Below are 17783 nucleotides of genomic sequence, written 5' to 3'. Positions count from 1 at the left end.
TAAATTATAAAAATATTATAAAAATTACGTTCCTAGATATTTTCTGTATAAAGAAGTAGTGTCTCCGGACATAATGATAATGTTCAAATAAATAACAGGAGTGCACTATGCTAACAAATATTTTTAAACCTAAAAAAGTAGAATCAAAATTTTCAGTTCATACCCCTACCATAATTTTCGACTTTGCAACCAAGATACAAACCCTTTTATATGAGGCACAGAAAACAAACCAAGATATCGTATTTGTCTGTATAGGTACAGACCGTTCTACAGGAGATGCGCTTGGCCCACTAACCGGCACGAAATTAAAGAGTTTACAAGTTGCTTCCCCTATATTTGGTACACTAGAAGAACCTGTCCATGCAACAAATCTGATTCATTATATGAATATCATCAATGAACAATATCAAAACCCCTTTATCATTGCAATTGATGCTTGTCTTGGTAAAATAGAAAACGTTGGCTATCTATCGCTTGGACTCGGCTCAGTAAAACCCGGCGCTGCTGTTAAAAAGGATTTACCTCCTGTGGGCGATGCTTACATAACTGGAATCGTAAATGTCAGTGGTTTCATGGAGCACTTAGTTTTGCAAAGTACACGCCTTAATTTGGTTATGACCATGGCCGATACAATCGCAAAATCAATCTCTTTCGCTTTACGTCATTCAACCTTACCTACGATGAATGCCTCTCTTTAAAAAGCAAAAAGAAAGTATAGTACAAAACTTCACTGTACTATACTTTCTTTTTAGATTGTATAAAATATTCTTTACAGAATATGAAACACGCTTTCAATTCTGTATTTTTTTATGAGAAATTATGACACTTAAATTCTTACTTTGCTTTTGCCAGCTTTTCCTCTTTCACTGCAACTTCAGAAGCTTCCATGTTACTGCTTCCTTTAAAAGCAGCCCCTTCAGCGATACTTAATACAGAAGCTCTTACATCACCAAATAAATTACCTGTAGCTGTAATTTCAAGCTTACTATTTACATGAATATTGCCCTTAACTGTTCCAGATATCAACACATTATTTGCTTTTATCGTTGCGGTAACATTCCCTTGTTCGCCAATCACGATATCACCAGTAGAACTAATTTCGCCATCTAATGCACCATCAATACGAACATTGCCCTCTCCACTAATCGTACCCTTAAATTTCGTGTTTTTTCCAATGATTGTTTCAATCTCATTCGTACTTAAACCACTTGTTTTTTTCTTGCTGCTAAACATCCTTGCACACGCGCCCTTCTACATTGATTCTAAAAATATTACAAATATCTATCTGGATTTACGGGTTTCCCATTCACAATAACTTCATAATGGACGTGTGGGCCTGTACTAAACCCAGTGCTTCCCATATAAGCAATAACCTGTCCTTTTTTTACAGCTGTACCTACACTGACAGCAAGCTGTGAATTATGCCCATAACGTGTAACAACTCCATTGCCATGATCTATATCAACCATATAGCCATAACCGCCGGAATTCCACCCGCTTTCCACGACCACGCCATCAGCTGTTGCAACAACAGGTGTACCCGTATCTGCCGCAATATCGACACCAGGATGGAAGTCACTGCCACCCCAGCGTAACCCATACCGAGAGCTAACTTCCCCATTTGCTGGCCATATAGACGGCGTAACAGCCAATTGCGCTTGTTGTGTGACAAGGTTAGCTTTCAATGCCTCTAAATTCGCTTTACGGACTTTTAACCGTTCTTCTAAAGAAGTTAACGTTTCGTTCAAATTATCAATATTGGGTTTTATTACCGGACCACCTTGCCCATCGTGTTCTAGTCGATTCACCCCAGAACGAGAAGTCTCCGTGTCTGTATTCGTTGCAGTTAACTGACGAAGTTCACTTTCAAGCTCATCTAATTTATCCATATCCTCTTGCAACGTAGCTGCTTTTTTAGCCAATTGCAGGATTTGTGTTTGCTGTATATTATTTACTTGTCTTAATTCGTCTAATTCAGCTTGATCTTGTTTGAGCAGACTGGCATTGTAAGTAGAATAACCAAAGGCACCAATAAATAGAACTGCACTTGCACAAATTACAGCCACACCATATTTGATTGCACGTATCGGTAATCGAATACTGCGTACATCTCCACCTTGGTGCGGAATAATTTTTAAGGTATATTCACGTTTATCTGGTTTTTGAGTTTTTTTATCCATCAAAATCCTCCAAACTATAAAATCGTATCAACCTTATTACTTTGCCATAAATATGAAAATTCCTGCTTTTTTTCCAAATTTATTTTTGCAGCGCCTGTTCAATTGCGCCTTTTTCTTCCTCTGTCAATAAATAGGTTGATTTTCCATCCAAAATCGGCTTGGCATAAGTGCGAGAATCTTCTCTTCCGAAAATACTGGAAAAAACTACTCCATTATTATAATGATCCAGCACAGCAACTGCATAACTTAAGTCACTGCCAATACCTTCAAACGCACTAAAACGAACAATTCCTACTTTTTGCACCGATTTTTTTGCCATCAAATCAATCCGTTTATTTTCCCTTTCCAAAGCATCGACTTGTTTTACTAAATCTCTTACCTCATCAATATGACCCATAAGGATTCTTTCAATATTGCTCCCATCCATACCGGACATTAATTTCTTGTAGCGCTTATTCATTCTAGATAATTTCATATTAATATTAATAAATACAATTAACGAAAAAAATAACAATATCGTCATTATTAAAATTACATAATGGATATTATTATTTATAAATATAGCTACCATTGATAAATCTATGCCTTGTCCCATTTTCACAAAACTCCTTAACTATCCCTTATAAAATTTTCCAAACGGCTAATATGACAGCAATCGGAATTGCCGGCAATAAATTCGCTACTCTGATTTTTTTAATTTCCAGCATGGCAAGACTAATTGCGATAATCAAAACCCCACCAACTGCGGTGATTTCATGAATCACGGCTTCGGTAATTAAGGTACTAAAAAAACTTGCTCCCACTGTGATTACCCCTTGATAAATTAACACCGATATAGCGGAAAATGCAACACCAATTCCCATTGCAGCAGTAAAAATAATCGCTACTACGCCGTCGATCATAGACTTTGCATAAAGTGTACTGGCATCACCATTTAGCCCTTCTTGTATGCTTCCAACGATCGCCATAGCACCAATGCAAAAGAGCAAAGTTGCCGTAACAAAGCCCTTCCCCACATCGCCATATCGATCGCCTAATTTGGTCGTCAGCCATATACCTACACGATTTAATGCTGCATCGATACCAATAAATTCACCGATGAAAGCACCAACAGCAATGCTAACAATGACAATCAATATATTTTCCGTCACCATTGCCATTTTAACGCCAATCATCATGACAGCTAAACCCAAACCATAAATAATCGTTTCCTTATAACTTTCTGGAATACCGCTCTTGAAAATCAATCCTAACCCTGATCCAATTATAATTGCTAAAAAATTAACAAATGCACCTCTCATTTTTTACTCCTAATATATTATTCATCTTTTATCAGCATTTGTAAATAAGGAAATGGACTTAATGCACGTGGCAAAATCCCATGGAGCTTTGCTATTAATACGCCGTAATTTACAATTGGCACATCATATGCCTCTGCAACCTGCATACGATGCAGCATAGCACGCCGATTAATCATGCAGCTTCCACAATGAATGATCAACTTATACGCTTTTAAATCTGCCGGAAAGCTATTCCCACTCACCCAATGAAAATCCAGATCTCCGCCCACATACTGCCTCAACCAACGCGGTATTTTAACGCGTCCAATATCATCAGACTGACATTGATGCGTACACGCCTCAGCAATTAAAACTTTATCTCCTCTTTTTAAGAAATCAATGGCCTTTGCTCCCTTTACGAGCGTCTCTAAATCGCCTTTGTGCCGGGCCATCAAAATTGAAAAAGAAGTGAGCATGATATCTTTTGGCGTATCTGCATCTGCTTTTAAAAATTCTTGTGAGTCTGTCACCACTAATTTAGGCTTTTCTTTTAAATTATCTAATACTGCCTTTAGTTCTCTCTCTTTGACGACCATAGCATGTCCATCATGATCTAACACGTCACGGATCGCCTGTACTTGCGGTAATATAAGTCTGCCTTTAGGTGCCGCTGTATCAATTGGCACTACCATAACAACACTATCACCGCCATTGATCAAATCTCCTAATAACGGTTGCCCCTCCCACTGGTCAGGAACATTTCTAATCACTTGTTTTCTTAATTCTTCGATGCCAGTAAAATTTATTGTACTAATTTTTATTACCGGAATTTCAAAACGTTTTCTTAATTGCTTTATTTCATCTTCAGAAATTTGTATCCGATCTTCTTTATTTAATACAAAAACCGTGGGAATTTTACGTCGTTTTAACTCTATAATTAAATCTTCTTCATAAGCAGAAAATGTTTCACATCCATCCATTACAACAATTGCAAGATCTGTTTTTGTAATAACTTCATGTGTTTTTTCAATTCTCATTTCTCCTAAAGTTCCCATATCATCAATTCCTGCTGTATCAATGATCATCACGGGTCCAATCGGTAACAACTCCATCGCTTTATATACAGGGTCTGTCGTCGTCCCGGCGACCGGAGATACCAATGCGGTGTCTTGTTTTGTTAAACAATTAATCAAACTAGACTTTCCTGCATTTCTACGACCAAATATTCCTATATGCAGTCGATTTCCTTTCGGTGTGTCTTGCATGCTTATGACTCCCTTTTCTTATCTTTATAAGGTTTCGTAAGTTGATATGGATCTAAAAATTCTTCTATCTGCTGTGTATTCATAAGATTATACTTTTTTAAAATAGTTTCGATGCTTACACCTGTTTTACTCATTTCTACTGCCAATTCGGTTGCCTTACGATAACCAACATACGGAACTAATGCCGTAATTAACGCAGGAGAGTGATATACAACATATCTCATCCGTTCCTCATTTGGCAAGATCCCCTGAATGCAACGTTTATCTAGCATAGTTACAGTTTTCGTCATCAATTCTATATTTTCTAATATATGATGTGCAATTAACGGTAAGAAAGCATTTAATTCAAGCTGCCCGTTTTGAGCCCCCAAAGAAATAGCTAAATCACCTGCCATTACATGAAAACAAGCTTGATTTGTGGCCTCAGCAATAACAGGATTTACTTTACCTGGCATGATAGAAGATCCAGCTTGACAAGAAGGCAATTCTATATCTCTAAATCCAGCAGATGGGCCAGATGATAAAAGCCGTAAATCATTGGCAATTTTATTTAGATTTACTGCCAAAGTTTTTACAAGCCCCGATATCTCTACGAAAGCATCTACATTCTGTGTAGCATCAATCATGTTTTCACTACGGCCAATATTTACTTTCGCTAAACTTCTTAGTTTTTCAACCACTGCAAATACATATTTTAGAGGTGCTGTGATACCTGTTCCGATTGCAGTACCGCCTAAATTGATCTGTTTTAGTCGTTCTTGACATTTATAAATACGCCAACGATCTCTGGCAATTGCTTGCGCATACGCACTAAACTCTTGTCCTAAAGTGATCGGAACTGCATCTTGTAATTGCGTACGTCCCATTTTAATCATCTGTGCAAATTCTTGTTCTTTTTTTTGTAAACTATCCTGTAGATTCTCACAAGCCTTACTCAATTCTTCTAAAGTCCAAAGACAAGCAATCTTTAGCCCTGAAGGGTAAACATCATTGGTAGACTGATGCAAGTTGACGTGTTCAATTGGATGTATATAATCATAACTTCCTTTATTTCGACCAGCCAATTCTAAGGCTCGATTCGCAATTACTTCATTTATATTCATATTTGTTGACGTTCCGGCTCCACCTTGCAATGCATCAACGATAATATACTGTTCCAAATCTCCTGCTGCCATTTCTTTGCTGGCCGCAATAATTGCAATTGCTTTTTCTTTTTCTAAATACCCTAAATCCATATTAACTTGTGCCGCACTTTCTTTAATAAGTGCAATCGCTCGAATTAAATTTTTATGTACACGTTTCCCGCTGATCGAAAAATTTTCAACCGCTCGCAATGTATGAATTCCATAATAACAATCTTCTGCTATACTTTTTTCACCTAATAAATCTTTTTCGACTCTCATAACATATTTCTCCAAAATGTTTCACGTGAAACATTAAACAGTAAATGCTTCATAGTTTTTGTTGCTTTTTAGCGATATAGGCTCTGATAATGCTTCAATAATTCTATCCAAATCATCCTGTGAATAAAAATCTATTTCAATTCTGCTTTTTTTCTTGCCCTGCTTTATTTTTACTTGTGTACCTAACATTAACTTTAATCGATCTTCTGCCTCAACAACAAAAAGTTCTCTTACATCAGGTGTAAGTATTGTCTCATTTTCATCTGCCTCATCAATGAGTTGTTGTTTTTCATGTAGGTAATTTGGATTTGCAGTCAATATTTTCACTAAATCTTCACTTGCCCGTGCAGATAAATCTTCAGCGATAATATATTCAGCTGCTTCAATTTGCAAATTTTCATCATCAAGTGTTATTAAAGGTTTTGCTTGTCCCATAGAAATTGTTTCACGTGAAACATAATCTTGAATCACTTTTGGTAAACTCAACATACGAATAAAATTTGCAATATGAGAGCGACTTCTACCAACCTTTTGTGCTAATTCTTCTTGTGTTAAACCAAATATAGTTAAGAGTTTTTCATATGCAGTGGCTTCTTCGATTGCGGTTAAGTCTTCTCTCTGTAAATTTTCTATAAGCGCAATTTCTGTCATTTCAGAATCACTATATTCTCGAACAATAGCCGGAATTACTTTTAACCCTGCTCGTTTTGATGCTCTTAATCTTCGTTCTCCAGCAATTAATTCATACCCTGTTAGCGTTCTGCGAACTAAAATTGGTTGCAATACACCATACTGCTTAATAGACTGCATTAATTCTTCTAAAGCTTCATCATCAAATTCTTTTCGTGGTTGGAATTTATTTGCCTCAATCTCACTGATGGCAAGTAAATTGACTTTTTCATTTGCATCCGTATCTTCTACCGTAGTATTTCTTATCAATGCATCTAAACCTCTACCCAATCCGCGAGCTTGCTTACTCATTATCAATCACCTCTTTCGCCAATTCAAAATACACTTCTGCGCCTTTCGATTTTGGATCATATAAAGTTACCGGCTGACCATGACTAGGCGCCTCACTCAGTCGGACATTTCTCGGAATGATTGTCTGATACACTTTCTGTCTAAAGTGATTTTTTACCTCTTCAACCACCTGTATTGATAAATTTGTACGTGCATCAAACATTGTAAGAACTACGCCTTCCAGCTCTAATATTGGGTTCAAATTTTTCTGAACCAAAGACACTGTATTCATTAATTGCGATAAACCTTCTAACGCATAAAATTCACATTGTATTGGCACTAAAACTGAATGTGCGGCATTCAATGCATTAATTGTCAATAATCCAAGCGACGGCGGGCAATCCATAACAACATAGTCATAATCATATTTTATTTTATCAATTGCACGTTTTAATTTAGTTTCTCTAGACATAACAGATACCAATTCTATTTCCGCTCCAGCTAATTGTATCGTCGCAGGTATTATATCTAAATTTTCAATATCTGTTTGCAAGATAGCCTCTGCTGGATCAACATTATCAACTAGAACATCATATACTGACCGCCTAATCTTTAACTTATCTATTCCATATCCGCTCGTCGAATTTCCTTGTGGATCAATGTCGATTAATAGCACTTTTTTTCCTAACTCAGCTAAACAAGCACTTAAGTTAACTGAAGTTGTAGTTTTACCCACTCCTCCTTTTTGGTTTGCAATTGCAATTACTTTTACCATGAAATTAACCTCTCTTTAAAACAATCTTTTTTCCTATTAAAATAACTCAATTCCACACCCTTCTTCATATTCCTGCTGTTTTCTTGTGATCAATCGATTAGATCAATTAAAAATTCAATATATATGTTCCGATTTTAAAAATATAGAATCAAAATATGCACAAATTAACAACTATAAAACTTAAAATTTACACTTTTTTATGTATTCGAGTTTTTTCTTGACTATTTGTGTTAAAATAATTATGATTACAATTTTAACTAGAATGAGGTGTTGATTTTGCCTATTTATAATGCCTCAATCACCACGATTGATAAAGGTGAAACAAAACGTTATGCTGGTCTAAGCAAGGTTAATTTTGATGAAAATTTAATTGATAAAGCATGTCTTGAAGCACAATTACTAGGAAATGCTAAAGGTATTTGGGAAATCTATGATTATAATAATAGGACGCATACCATTGAATCAGCTCAGCCAATTCAAATTCAAGGCAAAATTGTCCAGAGACATCTACAAAATGCTACAAAAGTCGCCGTATTAGCAGTCACAGTTGGTGAAGAAATCGAACAAGCAGTTACCAATCATTTTAAAAACAATGCTTATACGCATTCTGTTTTATTAGATGCTGCTGCAACTACAGCAGTAGAGATGGCAGCAGATGCAATGGAAAAAAGTATTAAACAAAATGCACGTGCTAAAGGTTATCAAACCGTTATGCGATTTAGTCCCGGCTATGGAGACTGGGATATCAAATTTCAACCCGAAATGCTGCATTTAACAAGTGCACATAGAATTGGAATTTCTTTAACCGACAGCATGATGCTGATCCCCCGTAAATCAGTAACTGCAATTATTGGCTTTGTCCCAAATAATGCAGATTGTACACTTACAGAAAAACACAGCTGCGAAAGTTGTAATAAACTAGATTGTCTAGCTCGAAAGGAGTCTTCTTCTTAAATGATTTATATTTTTGATGGTGCAATGGGCACCATGTTGCAAAATGCTGGGCTAAAACCAGGAGAATGTCCAGAATTATTAAACGTAGAACAACCGGAGCTTGTAACAAAAGTACATGCTGCATACATTGCACATGGTGCAGATATTATTGAAACAAATAGTTTTGGCGCAAATAGAATCAAGCTTTCACATTACGGTTTATCGGATCGTGTAACTGAACTTAACACAGCAGCCGTAATGGCTGCAAAAGCCGCTGCAAAGGGTAACGTCAAAATCGCCGGATCTGTGGGCTCTACAGGAAAATTTATTAAACCTCTAGGAGAATTATCTTTTGATGAGGTCTATGATGTTTTTGTTGAACAAATATCAGCCTTAGTTGATGCTGGCGCCGATATGATTTTAATTGAAACAATTATTGATATTCAAGAGATGCGCGCGGCTTTACTCGCTGCCAAATCTGTGACAAATAAACCTGTGATTTGTCAATTATCGTTTGATAACGATGGGCGCACTGTAACTGGAACAGATCCTAAAACGGCAGCAATTACACTGGAAGCAATGGGCGCTGATATCATTGGGGCAAATTGTTCGCTTGGCCCGGCGCAACTGCTTCCCATCGTAGAAATTTTTGCAGCAAATTGTGATTGCCCGATCAGTATTCAACCGAATGCAGGTATGCCGCATTTAGTCGAAGGCAAAACAGTTTTTCCGATGGAAGCTGAAGAAATGGGTACATGGGCACCAAAGCTAATTGCGGCAGGTGCAACCTATATCGGTGGTTGCTGCGGAACAACACCACAACATATTGCAGCAATCAAACGTGCTGTACAAGGTCTGTCTCCAGCAGTTCGTAAAAACCGCAAGCCAATGCTTACCTTAAGCAGCCGCAGTAAAACGGTATGCATAGATAAAAGCTTACCTACCGTTTTATTAGGCGAAAGAATCAACCCTACCGGTCGAAAAAAACTTGCTGCTGAAATTAAAGAAGGCATTTTTCTTTCCGTAAAAAAAGAAGCGCTTGAACAAGTACACGCTGGCGCTCATTTATTAGATGTAAACATGGGCGTTGCTGGCATAGACCAAGAAAAAGCCATGGAGAAAGCCATTACTGAAATAGCGCAATTAGTTGACGTTCCACTGGTCATTGATACAAGCGATGCCAAAGCATTAGAAGCCGGCTTAAAAGCCTACCCAGGCCGCGCCTTAATCAATTCAGTAAGCGCCGAACCCGATAGATTACGTGACTTCTTACCATTAGCAAAAAAATATGGCGCAGCAATTCTTTGCTTACCGATTTCAGCTTCTGGTGTGCCAAAAACTGCACCAGAACGTGTGGCAGTTATCCAAACCATTCTTGATCATGCACAATCAATCGGCCTTAAAGCAGGAGATTTTTTACTTGATGCCCTTGTTATGACAATCGCTGCCGATGACGAAGCCTGCATTCAAACATTAAATACATTGCAACTTTATCGTGAAAAATTTGGGTATCCATCCACAATGGGCCTTAGCAATATTTCTTTCGGTTTACCAAACCGACCTTGCATCAATAGTCACTTTTTCACGATGTGCTTAGCACACGGACTTGATGCACCAATTATGAATCCATATGACCAGACGATGCAGGATGCGCTTCTTGCCAGTTCTGCGCTATTAGGACACGATAAAAACGCGCATCACTATAGTAAAATTGCCGCAAAAATAACAGCCGCTCCACTAAAAACAGCTGAAACATTAAACACTGAAACAAATATATTGCTAAGAATGAAGCAGGCAGTTTTAAATGGTGAAAAAGAAGCAATTGCTCTCATGGTAGAAAAAGCAATTGCAGAAGGTCATTCATCTGCTGAAATTACAGATAAAAGTTTAACCGCTGCTATGAACGACCTTGGTATAGACTTCGGCTCAGGCAAAGTATTTCTACCGCAAGTTTTACTATCAGCTGAAACGATGCGCGAAGCCTTCTTAAAAATAAAAGAATTATTACCTACACAAAACTTACAAAATAAAGGTACCGTTGTCATTGCTACAGTAAAAGGTGATATCCATGATCTCGGTAAAAATATTGTCGGTGCTTTACTTGAAAATAATGGTTTTCATATCATTGATTTGGGTAAAGATGTAGATCTTGAAAAAATTGTAAAAACAGCAATTGAAAGTAACGCTGATATTATTGGATTATGTGCACTTATGACAACGACAATGCCACAAATTGACCTTGCGATTCAAGCATTAAAAGATGTCGGCAGCAAGGCCAAAATTATGGTTGGCGGAGCAGTTCTCACACAAGAATATGCAGACCAAGCCGGCGCTGATTGCTATGCACGTGATGGTGTTGTTGCTGTAAACCTAGCAAAAAAATTGGTTGAAAAATAAGATACATTCGCTTATTGTATCTTGTAAATTAAGCAAATAAAATAAACCAGTATAATATAACGCATGGCAGGATGCGAAATTATACTGGTTTATTTTTATATTAAAAAGCTTGAGATCTATTTCTAAATTATTTAGTTCATAACAGGCAATCGATTATCTTCTGATAATCGAAATTTCATCTCCAATATGGATGAACGCAATTTCTTTATCCTCCAGATATAAGCTGCCCTCCAAGTTTTCTGCTTCACAATTATTGTTGAATTTCAATGTTATATGCCCTAAATCACCCAAGTTCTTTTGTACTTGATCACCAACATACACAATTTTGTATTCTATACCTGCAAAAATCAAAATATCTCCTATTTGTACGGTATCAATTAATTGGTGTTCTTTATGTAATACACAGTATTCAGCGAGCTCATCTGGTGCATTTTCTTGAAAGAGAATCACCATTTTTTCAGCGATAAAGGCCTGTGCCAATGCTCCGAGTTTTACAACTTTTGTCTTAAAAATAACAGACATGCTCAAATACCTCCGGTAATTCTGTTTTTATCATAGAATGTGTATCCGTTAGAATACACATTCTACTAAATATATTTAGCAATTAACTTTCATACAAGCCAAAACTTGCAATCCATGCAAAAGCTACAGTAAGCGGACCCGTGATGAAGCGTGAATATAAAACCGACGGAACACCGACTTCAACAGTTTCAGTTTCCGCTTCAGCAAGGCCTAAACCAACGGGAATAAAATCGCAGGCGGCCTGGGCATTAATCGCAAAAAGTGCTGGTAGAGCAAGATGCGGTGGAATATTTCCCTTACCGATCTCGACACCGATTAGAACACCGATTACTTGGGCAATGACTGCGCCAGGTCCAAGAAATGGCGACAAGAATGGGAATGAACAAATCATAGACAATAGAATTAAGCCAATCGCCGAACTAGCAAGTGGTGCTAATATCTGTGCAATCACATCACCAATTCCTGTACTCAAGACAACACCAATTAACATAGATACAAATGCCATAAATGGAAGAATCGTTTTTATAATTGTATCTATTGTATCGCGACCCGCCTGATACAGGGTAGATGTAATTGCCCCCATCATTTTACCAATATTCGCCATGAGTCCACCTGTCGTCTGTTGCGTAATCTTTTTAGAAGTATCATATTTAGGTTGTTTTTTATTTTCTGGTTCCGCTTCGCCGGGCACAGTGCCATCACGAAATGCTAAATTACTTACTTTTACATCAGATACATAAATATCTGCTTTAATATGTTCAGCAAGCGGTCCACTTGGTCCAGTTGGATTTAAGTTAATCGTAGGAATTCTTTTTTGTGGATAGATGCCACAGCGTAAAGTTCCACCACAATCAATCACGACACATAAAATTTCATGATCAGGAGCCTTGGTTTTAAACCCATCTATTAAAGTACACCCTGTCATCTCAGCAATTTTTTCAGCAACAGGTGATATAATGCCGCCTGTAATATTCACAACTATATTTTTTTCGGCAGTTGGAGTCAAAAGCAATGGTCCACCAAAGCCCCCTTTACCTGCTGACACTTTAATTGATTGATATTGTTCCATTTTCTTTTCCTCCTCTCTATGCACTGATCCCATTATGAATTGTATTGACTTCTGTTTTTAGCGTAACACCTTGTTGTCTTTCAACATAACTCGTTGTAAAATCTGTTATCCAGCCTCTTAAAAAGTTGGTTGCAACACCAACTAAAAAATACCGTAGAGCTAAATCGACTGTAGGCAAGCCTAATTGCGTAATTCCGTTGGCTATGCCAAGAAAAACAAACAATTCACCAGGATTCACATGCGGAAATAAACCATTTAACGTATGACAGGAAAAGGAACCTGCTGCATAATAACTTGGTTTGTATTTTTCCGGCATAAATTTACCTAATGATAATGTCATCGGATTACAGAAAAAAAACGTGCCAACAACCGGTAAGATAAGGTATCTAGATATCGGGTTACCAGCACACATGTGCGCTAGTTTTTCAATTTTTTCCTGACCAACGAAACGAATAAGTGCATTCATTGCCACTAGTAAACAAATCAGTGTAGGTACAATCCCTGTTACCAAAGCAACAAACGTTTTACCACCTTCATTAAACATTCCTATAAACCCTTTCGCTAAGAAAACTAATGAATCCATAAGATAACCCCACTCTCTTTTTTATTTTTGATAAATCGACTTTTATTTTACAAATCTAAAAACGCTAAATAAATGCATCCACTTATGCCTAGCTGAGATCTAACAGATAAAAATTACAAAACAAATTATTTCTGAAATTTCTGAAATCAATCGCACGGAGAAAAGGCATAGTGTTAATGATCAACAATACGTTCTGTGTTTATTTGTGCCATTTGTTCTTTTTCAACAAATTCTTTATAATTCTGGACCGCATTTAGGACGGCTTTGGCTGTTTGCTTGTCTAACGATTGACAACAGGCTTCATTTATGGTTAATAAATTCATACGATCCAATGTATGAAAGGGCTTTATTCCCGCAAAAATAGTTGTTCCTTGCATTTTTTCACCCTTGATGATGTTACATTCTTTATCAATACAAAGTAATACAACTGCCCCTGCGACAAAACGTCCTTTTGCCCTTCCAATTGCAACCCTGCCTTCTGTTCTTAGTTCTTTAAAGCGGCGATTAAATTTATTAAATTGCCAAAGCCCTAAGATACATTGTAAAATCCACATCGATGCAGCAATCATAATCAACCACAACATTTTTTATCCTCCTGTAATCTCCGAAGCTTCTGTTATTTGATCCATCACCTAAGTAAGAGAAGTAAAAAATCACATTACTTGCCCCCCAGTAATATTTACGGACTGTCCTGTTAAGTATTCAGCTTTTTCTGATGCATAAAACGTAACTACATTCGCAACATCTTGGAATCTACATCCTCGTTTTAAAGGTACCTTATCGATATAAACTTGTTTTACCTGATCTTCAGGAACACCTAATTTAATTGCATATTGTGGAATTAAACTTTCAAACATATCTGAATCTAGGAGATTACCTAGCATCATTGAATTCACTCTAATATGATGATCAGCAAGATCGAGTGCCAAACTTTGGGTAAGACCAACAGCGCCAAATTTAGAAGCTGAATACCCGCTATTATGTTTACTGCCTACTCTTCCTGATTTAGAATTAATTACAATAATCGATCCAGCAATTTCTTTCTCAATCATCACTCTTGCTGCTTCTCTAGCACATAAAAAATAACCATTTAGATTAACGTCACAGATAAACTTAAAATCTTCCAGTGAAAAACCGGTAATTTTACTGCTCTTAGCAACGCCTGCATTATAAAGTAATAAATCGATTTTTCCATATTTCTCTACGACATTTTTAAACATTGCCGCAACTTCATTTTCTTTACAAGCATTTGCTGTAATAGAAATCGCCTTTCCGCCATCAGCTACAATATCAGCAGCTACTTTTTCAGCATTTTCTTTATTCAAATCACCAACAGCTACTGCATAGCCTTCTTTTGCTAAATGTTTGCTTAAAAAAGCACCTAAGCTTCTTCCTCCACCTACAACAAGTGCAACCTTTGACATTGTTTTGACCCCCATATAACTTTTATTCTAAAGATGTCTAAAACCATAGATATTTTTATCATAACGCGCAACGACTTTATCACTTATTTTTGAAAGGTTAATAATAATTTCGCTGTTTGCTCATCAGAAATCAATACATTGATTAATTTTCCCTTTAACGCCCCATAAATTGCCGGCACTTTTTCTGGTGAAGCAGCTATGCCGATAGAATACTTAACTTGCCTCAATTTTTTTAAATCAATCGCAATGATCTTATCGCTTAATCCCGTTGTCACAATCTGTCCATTTACATCATAAAATACCGAGCAAATTTCTCCGGCAACGCCCGCATCAGCCAATTCATCAATACTTTTCTTACCAAAAGCACCTGCCCACACAAGATTTGAAGATTGTACTGGCGCTCCAATCCCAACAATTGCTATATCTAATTTATCCCAGTAATTTGTTATCTTCACATAGTTATCATCTTGCATGATCGCCGCTCTGATCTCCGTCGTCTTTGTAATCGCGGGTGCATATAAATAATGATTTCGTGCCTTAAATGCATTGGCCACTTTATATGCAATGGTATTTACGTGAAATTCACTATCTATATTCTCTGGTCCGCCGACCAACGGTACCATATCAGCTTTGACTTCATTACATTTTTCTAAAGAAGCATTTTTTGCCAATGCTCCTATTGCAGTTCCCCAAGCAAATCCAACCACATCACCATCGTGAATCACGCGCTTTAGGAACGCAAGACCTGCTTTCCCCATATTATTTTTTACTTCATCTGCATCGTCTACAGAATCTACAATATAAACTTCTTTTAGCCCAAATTCCTTTTCTAGTTCAGATTCTAATCTTTCATAGGAATCATTCACGATCGAAATTTGCACAATGCCAGCTTCCATTGCCCGCTTTAAATATTTACTAACCGTTGTCCGATTGATCCCTAACTTGTCGGCAATATCACTTTGCTTCATATTTTCGATATAATACATGTTGGCTACTTTTATGAGTAAACGTTTTTCTACTGGTATCATTTTTTCACCTTCTCTTTTACAACTTTTAGTACAATTTCGCTATCGTCACATATGTGACGATGTATAACTTTTGTTCGTTATAAGATGATAATACTCTAACTTTTACCAAAAATCAATACAAAAAAAACCATATAGTTAATAAAATATTAAATATTTATATATGCATAAATATTTAATATAATACTTTCTGGTTTTTATTAAAATAATCTATATAAACTTCCACTAAAAAGAATACTGTGAGTTTGATTTTTATCAATCTCACAGCATTTATAAAGAATTAAAATTTTCACTTTACAAGCTCAATTATTTTTAAATAACAATTTTCTTCACGACTCGTCGGTACGACTGTTTTCCAATTTTTTTCTCGATAAGGAGTATCAGCAGAATAACTTGGTGATATTCCTCCTATAAACTCTATTGTATTGACCAGCTGCATTTGCTTTTCTTTTAGACGTACATAGTAATGTTTCATCGTATAGCTAACGGGATCTGTATAAACCCCATCTTCATTTCCCTCTATTTTCACCCAGACGTCAAGGATTTCTTCCTCTAAGTATGGATGTTTTATCTTTTTTTTGGTTGCATTATCAAGATAATACGTATACTCATCTTCATGATAAATCGGTATATACCGTTGGTCTTCTATCTTAATTTGTTGCTGTCCTTCATTTTCCACATTCAAATTTTTGCTTTCCTTCGCTTGACACAAAGTCCCAAAATAAATCGAGCTGATCAATACAAATCCAATTACTTTCATCCAATTCTTCATTTTTTACACCTGCCACTTCATGCTACAACACGAGGAACGCCGGGCTAAAAATATGGCACTCCTATCTTTTCGTGCGTCAATTTTTCCGAAAAACGATGTTCCCAAAGATGAAAAATAACCAACTTACGTTAACAAATCCATTTGTTTAAGCGTAACAAATTCAGGATTTTAGCAAGTTGGTCATTGTTTTAAGTAATTTGAAACTCCATTCCACTTATAAACGATTACAAAGGTTAAGTTGTCTATCATAATGCCAATTATTTTTTTCGTTTTGGAATGACCATTTTTACAGTAATGTAATCATCATCCTGTTCTTGATTTACTTTAACCTTTAATCCAGACTTTTTCATTTCTCCAACAACGTTATGAATTGTATTTAAAAAAATGCGTACATCTCTAATAATCCGTACAACATTCTGCTTTGGTACTTTTTGATCCTTTTCCCGGGAAATTTCGTCAATTATTTCTTGAATTAACATTTCGCTTTCGCGAACATTTAACCCTTTTTCCTTTATAATTGAAAGTGCTTCCAGCTGTTTTATTTCATCCGTCAACTTCAGCAATGCCCTGGCATGCCGCTCTGTCAAACTGCACTCGTATAATTGCTTTCTAATCGTATCACTTAACTTTAAAAGCCGTAATTTATTGGCAATTGTCGATTGACTTTTCCCCATACGTTTTGCCAATTCATCTTGCGTGAAACCAAAATTTACGAGCAATTGATGAAAGCCCTCTGCTTCTTCTAGAAAGTGCAGATCTTCACGCTGTAAATTTTCAATCATGGCAAGTTCTGCCATTTCTTTATCTGTAAGTTCTTTAATAATCGCCGGAACTTTCTCTAATCCAACCAATTTAGAAGCTCTCAGCCTACGTTCTCCAGCTACTAATTCATATTGCTGATTTTTTGCATTTCGAACCAACAACGGTTGAATTACACCAAATTCCTGAATAGAAGCAGCCAAATCTCTCAATGCTTCATCATTAAAAGTTTTCCTAGGTTGAAATGGATTGGGAACAATATCCCCTATGTTTAAATATTGGACATCATTTTTATTGACAATTTCTACGGGTATATCGTTCACTACGACGGGTTCCTCAGTCAATTTTTCAGTTTTTACAGGATTTTCAGCCGAAATTTCGGGTTTTTCAGACTTGAGTCCAAAGAATCTGGCGAAACTTTTCATTCATCCACCGC

The 17783-nt window shown here is 36.6% G+C and carries 19 protein-coding genes; 3 read left to right on the top strand and 16 right to left on the bottom strand.

What is annotated here, in order from left to right; genetic code table 11:
- Window positions 1–107: 107 nt before the first annotated feature.
- A complete protein-coding gene (gene yyaC / locus BN6559_RS10035) occupies window positions 108–698 on the top strand; it encodes a spore protease YyaC (RefSeq protein ID WP_110954584.1) in 591 nt (196 codons plus the stop codon).
- A 136-nt stretch (window positions 699–834) separates the two neighbouring features.
- Here yyaC and BN6559_RS10030 read toward each other — a convergent pair whose 3' ends face one another.
- The 8 genes from BN6559_RS10030 to BN6559_RS09995 form a co-directional block, all read right to left on the bottom strand.
- Window positions 835–1233, bottom strand: coding sequence for a bactofilin family protein (locus BN6559_RS10030; RefSeq protein WP_110954583.1), 399 nt, complete (start codon window positions 1231–1233; stop codon window positions 835–837).
- Between the two features lie 38 nt (window positions 1234–1271).
- Window positions 1272–2180 carry a M23 family metallopeptidase gene (locus BN6559_RS10025; protein ID WP_110954582.1) on the bottom strand — a complete coding sequence of 303 codons (909 nt, stop codon included), beginning with the start codon at window positions 2178–2180 and terminating at the stop codon, window positions 1272–1274.
- Window positions 2181–2259: 79 nt separating this feature from the next.
- On the bottom strand, window positions 2260–2775 hold the full coding sequence (locus BN6559_RS10020) for a DUF4446 family protein (RefSeq protein WP_199883911.1): 516 nt from the start codon (window positions 2773–2775) through the stop codon (window positions 2260–2262).
- A 25-nt stretch (window positions 2776–2800) separates the two neighbouring features.
- Window positions 2801–3481, bottom strand: coding sequence for a DUF554 domain-containing protein (locus tag BN6559_RS10015; RefSeq protein ID WP_110954581.1), 681 nt, complete (start codon window positions 3479–3481; stop codon window positions 2801–2803).
- A 17-nt stretch (window positions 3482–3498) separates the two neighbouring features.
- Window positions 3499–4725 (bottom strand): [FeFe] hydrogenase H-cluster maturation GTPase HydF, encoded by a 1227-nt coding sequence (hydF, locus tag BN6559_RS10010; protein ID WP_110954580.1) that lies wholly within the window; start codon window positions 4723–4725, stop codon window positions 3499–3501.
- A gap of 2 nt (window positions 4726–4727) precedes the next feature.
- Window positions 4728–6128 carry an aspartate ammonia-lyase gene (locus BN6559_RS10005; RefSeq protein ID WP_110954579.1) on the bottom strand — a complete coding sequence of 467 codons (1401 nt, stop codon included), beginning with the start codon at window positions 6126–6128 and terminating at the stop codon, window positions 4728–4730.
- 33 nt (window positions 6129–6161) lie between these two features.
- Window positions 6162–7109, bottom strand: coding sequence for a ParB/RepB/Spo0J family partition protein (locus BN6559_RS10000; protein ID WP_110954578.1), 948 nt, complete (start codon window positions 7107–7109; stop codon window positions 6162–6164).
- Complete coding sequence (locus BN6559_RS09995) at window positions 7102–7863, bottom strand: ParA family protein (RefSeq protein ID WP_110954577.1); 762 nt, start codon at window positions 7861–7863, stop codon at window positions 7102–7104. The genes BN6559_RS10000 and BN6559_RS09995 overlap by 8 nt, the downstream gene beginning before the upstream one ends.
- Before the next feature lie 276 nt (window positions 7864–8139).
- On the opposite strand from BN6559_RS09995, the gene BN6559_RS09990 reads away from it, so the two are divergent.
- Window positions 8140–8817, top strand: coding sequence for a vitamin B12 dependent-methionine synthase activation domain-containing protein (locus tag BN6559_RS09990; protein WP_110954576.1), 678 nt, complete (start codon window positions 8140–8142; stop codon window positions 8815–8817).
- Window positions 8818–11193 carry a homocysteine S-methyltransferase family protein gene (locus BN6559_RS09985; protein WP_110954575.1) on the top strand — a complete coding sequence of 792 codons (2376 nt, stop codon included), beginning with the start codon at window positions 8818–8820 and terminating at the stop codon, window positions 11191–11193.
- A gap of 153 nt (window positions 11194–11346) precedes the next feature.
- Here BN6559_RS09985 and BN6559_RS09980 read toward each other — a convergent pair whose 3' ends face one another.
- The 8 genes from BN6559_RS09980 to noc form a co-directional block, all read right to left on the bottom strand.
- Complete coding sequence (locus BN6559_RS09980) at window positions 11347–11715, bottom strand: PTS glucitol/sorbitol transporter subunit IIA (RefSeq protein WP_110954574.1); 369 nt, start codon at window positions 11713–11715, stop codon at window positions 11347–11349.
- 82 nt (window positions 11716–11797) lie between these two features.
- Window positions 11798–12784 carry a PTS glucitol/sorbitol transporter subunit IIB gene (gene srlE, locus BN6559_RS09975; RefSeq protein ID WP_110954573.1) on the bottom strand — a complete coding sequence of 329 codons (987 nt, stop codon included), beginning with the start codon at window positions 12782–12784 and terminating at the stop codon, window positions 11798–11800.
- 16 nt (window positions 12785–12800) lie between these two features.
- Window positions 12801–13367: a PTS glucitol/sorbitol transporter subunit IIC gene (gene srlA, locus BN6559_RS09970; RefSeq protein ID WP_110954572.1), complete on the bottom strand. Its 567-nt coding sequence runs from the start codon at window positions 13365–13367 to the stop codon at window positions 12801–12803.
- Between the two features lie 173 nt (window positions 13368–13540).
- Entirely contained in the window at window positions 13541–13951 is a 411-nt protein-coding gene (locus BN6559_RS09965) for a transcriptional regulator GutM (protein ID WP_110954571.1), read from the bottom strand.
- 69 nt (window positions 13952–14020) lie between these two features.
- Window positions 14021–14791 carry a sorbitol-6-phosphate dehydrogenase gene (gene srlD / locus BN6559_RS09960; protein WP_110954570.1) on the bottom strand — a complete coding sequence of 257 codons (771 nt, stop codon included), beginning with the start codon at window positions 14789–14791 and terminating at the stop codon, window positions 14021–14023.
- 83 nt (window positions 14792–14874) lie between these two features.
- Complete coding sequence (locus BN6559_RS09955; protein WP_110954569.1) at window positions 14875–15819, bottom strand: sugar-binding transcriptional regulator; 945 nt, start codon at window positions 15817–15819, stop codon at window positions 14875–14877.
- A gap of 286 nt (window positions 15820–16105) precedes the next feature.
- Complete coding sequence (locus BN6559_RS09950; RefSeq protein ID WP_110954568.1) at window positions 16106–16588, bottom strand: hypothetical protein; 483 nt, start codon at window positions 16586–16588, stop codon at window positions 16106–16108.
- Between the two features lie 257 nt (window positions 16589–16845).
- Window positions 16846–17772 carry a nucleoid occlusion protein gene (gene noc / locus BN6559_RS09945; protein WP_110954567.1) on the bottom strand — a complete coding sequence of 309 codons (927 nt, stop codon included), beginning with the start codon at window positions 17770–17772 and terminating at the stop codon, window positions 16846–16848.
- Between the last annotated feature and the right edge of the window lie 11 nt (window positions 17773–17783).

The sequence above is a fragment of the Massilibacillus massiliensis genome (assembly GCF_900086705.1).
GTDB classification, from domain to species: domain Bacteria; phylum Bacillota; class Negativicutes; order FLKF01; family FLKF01; genus Massilibacillus; species Massilibacillus massiliensis.
Note: the sequence above shows the minus strand (reverse complement) of the source record. Positions and strands in the feature narration are given on the sequence as shown.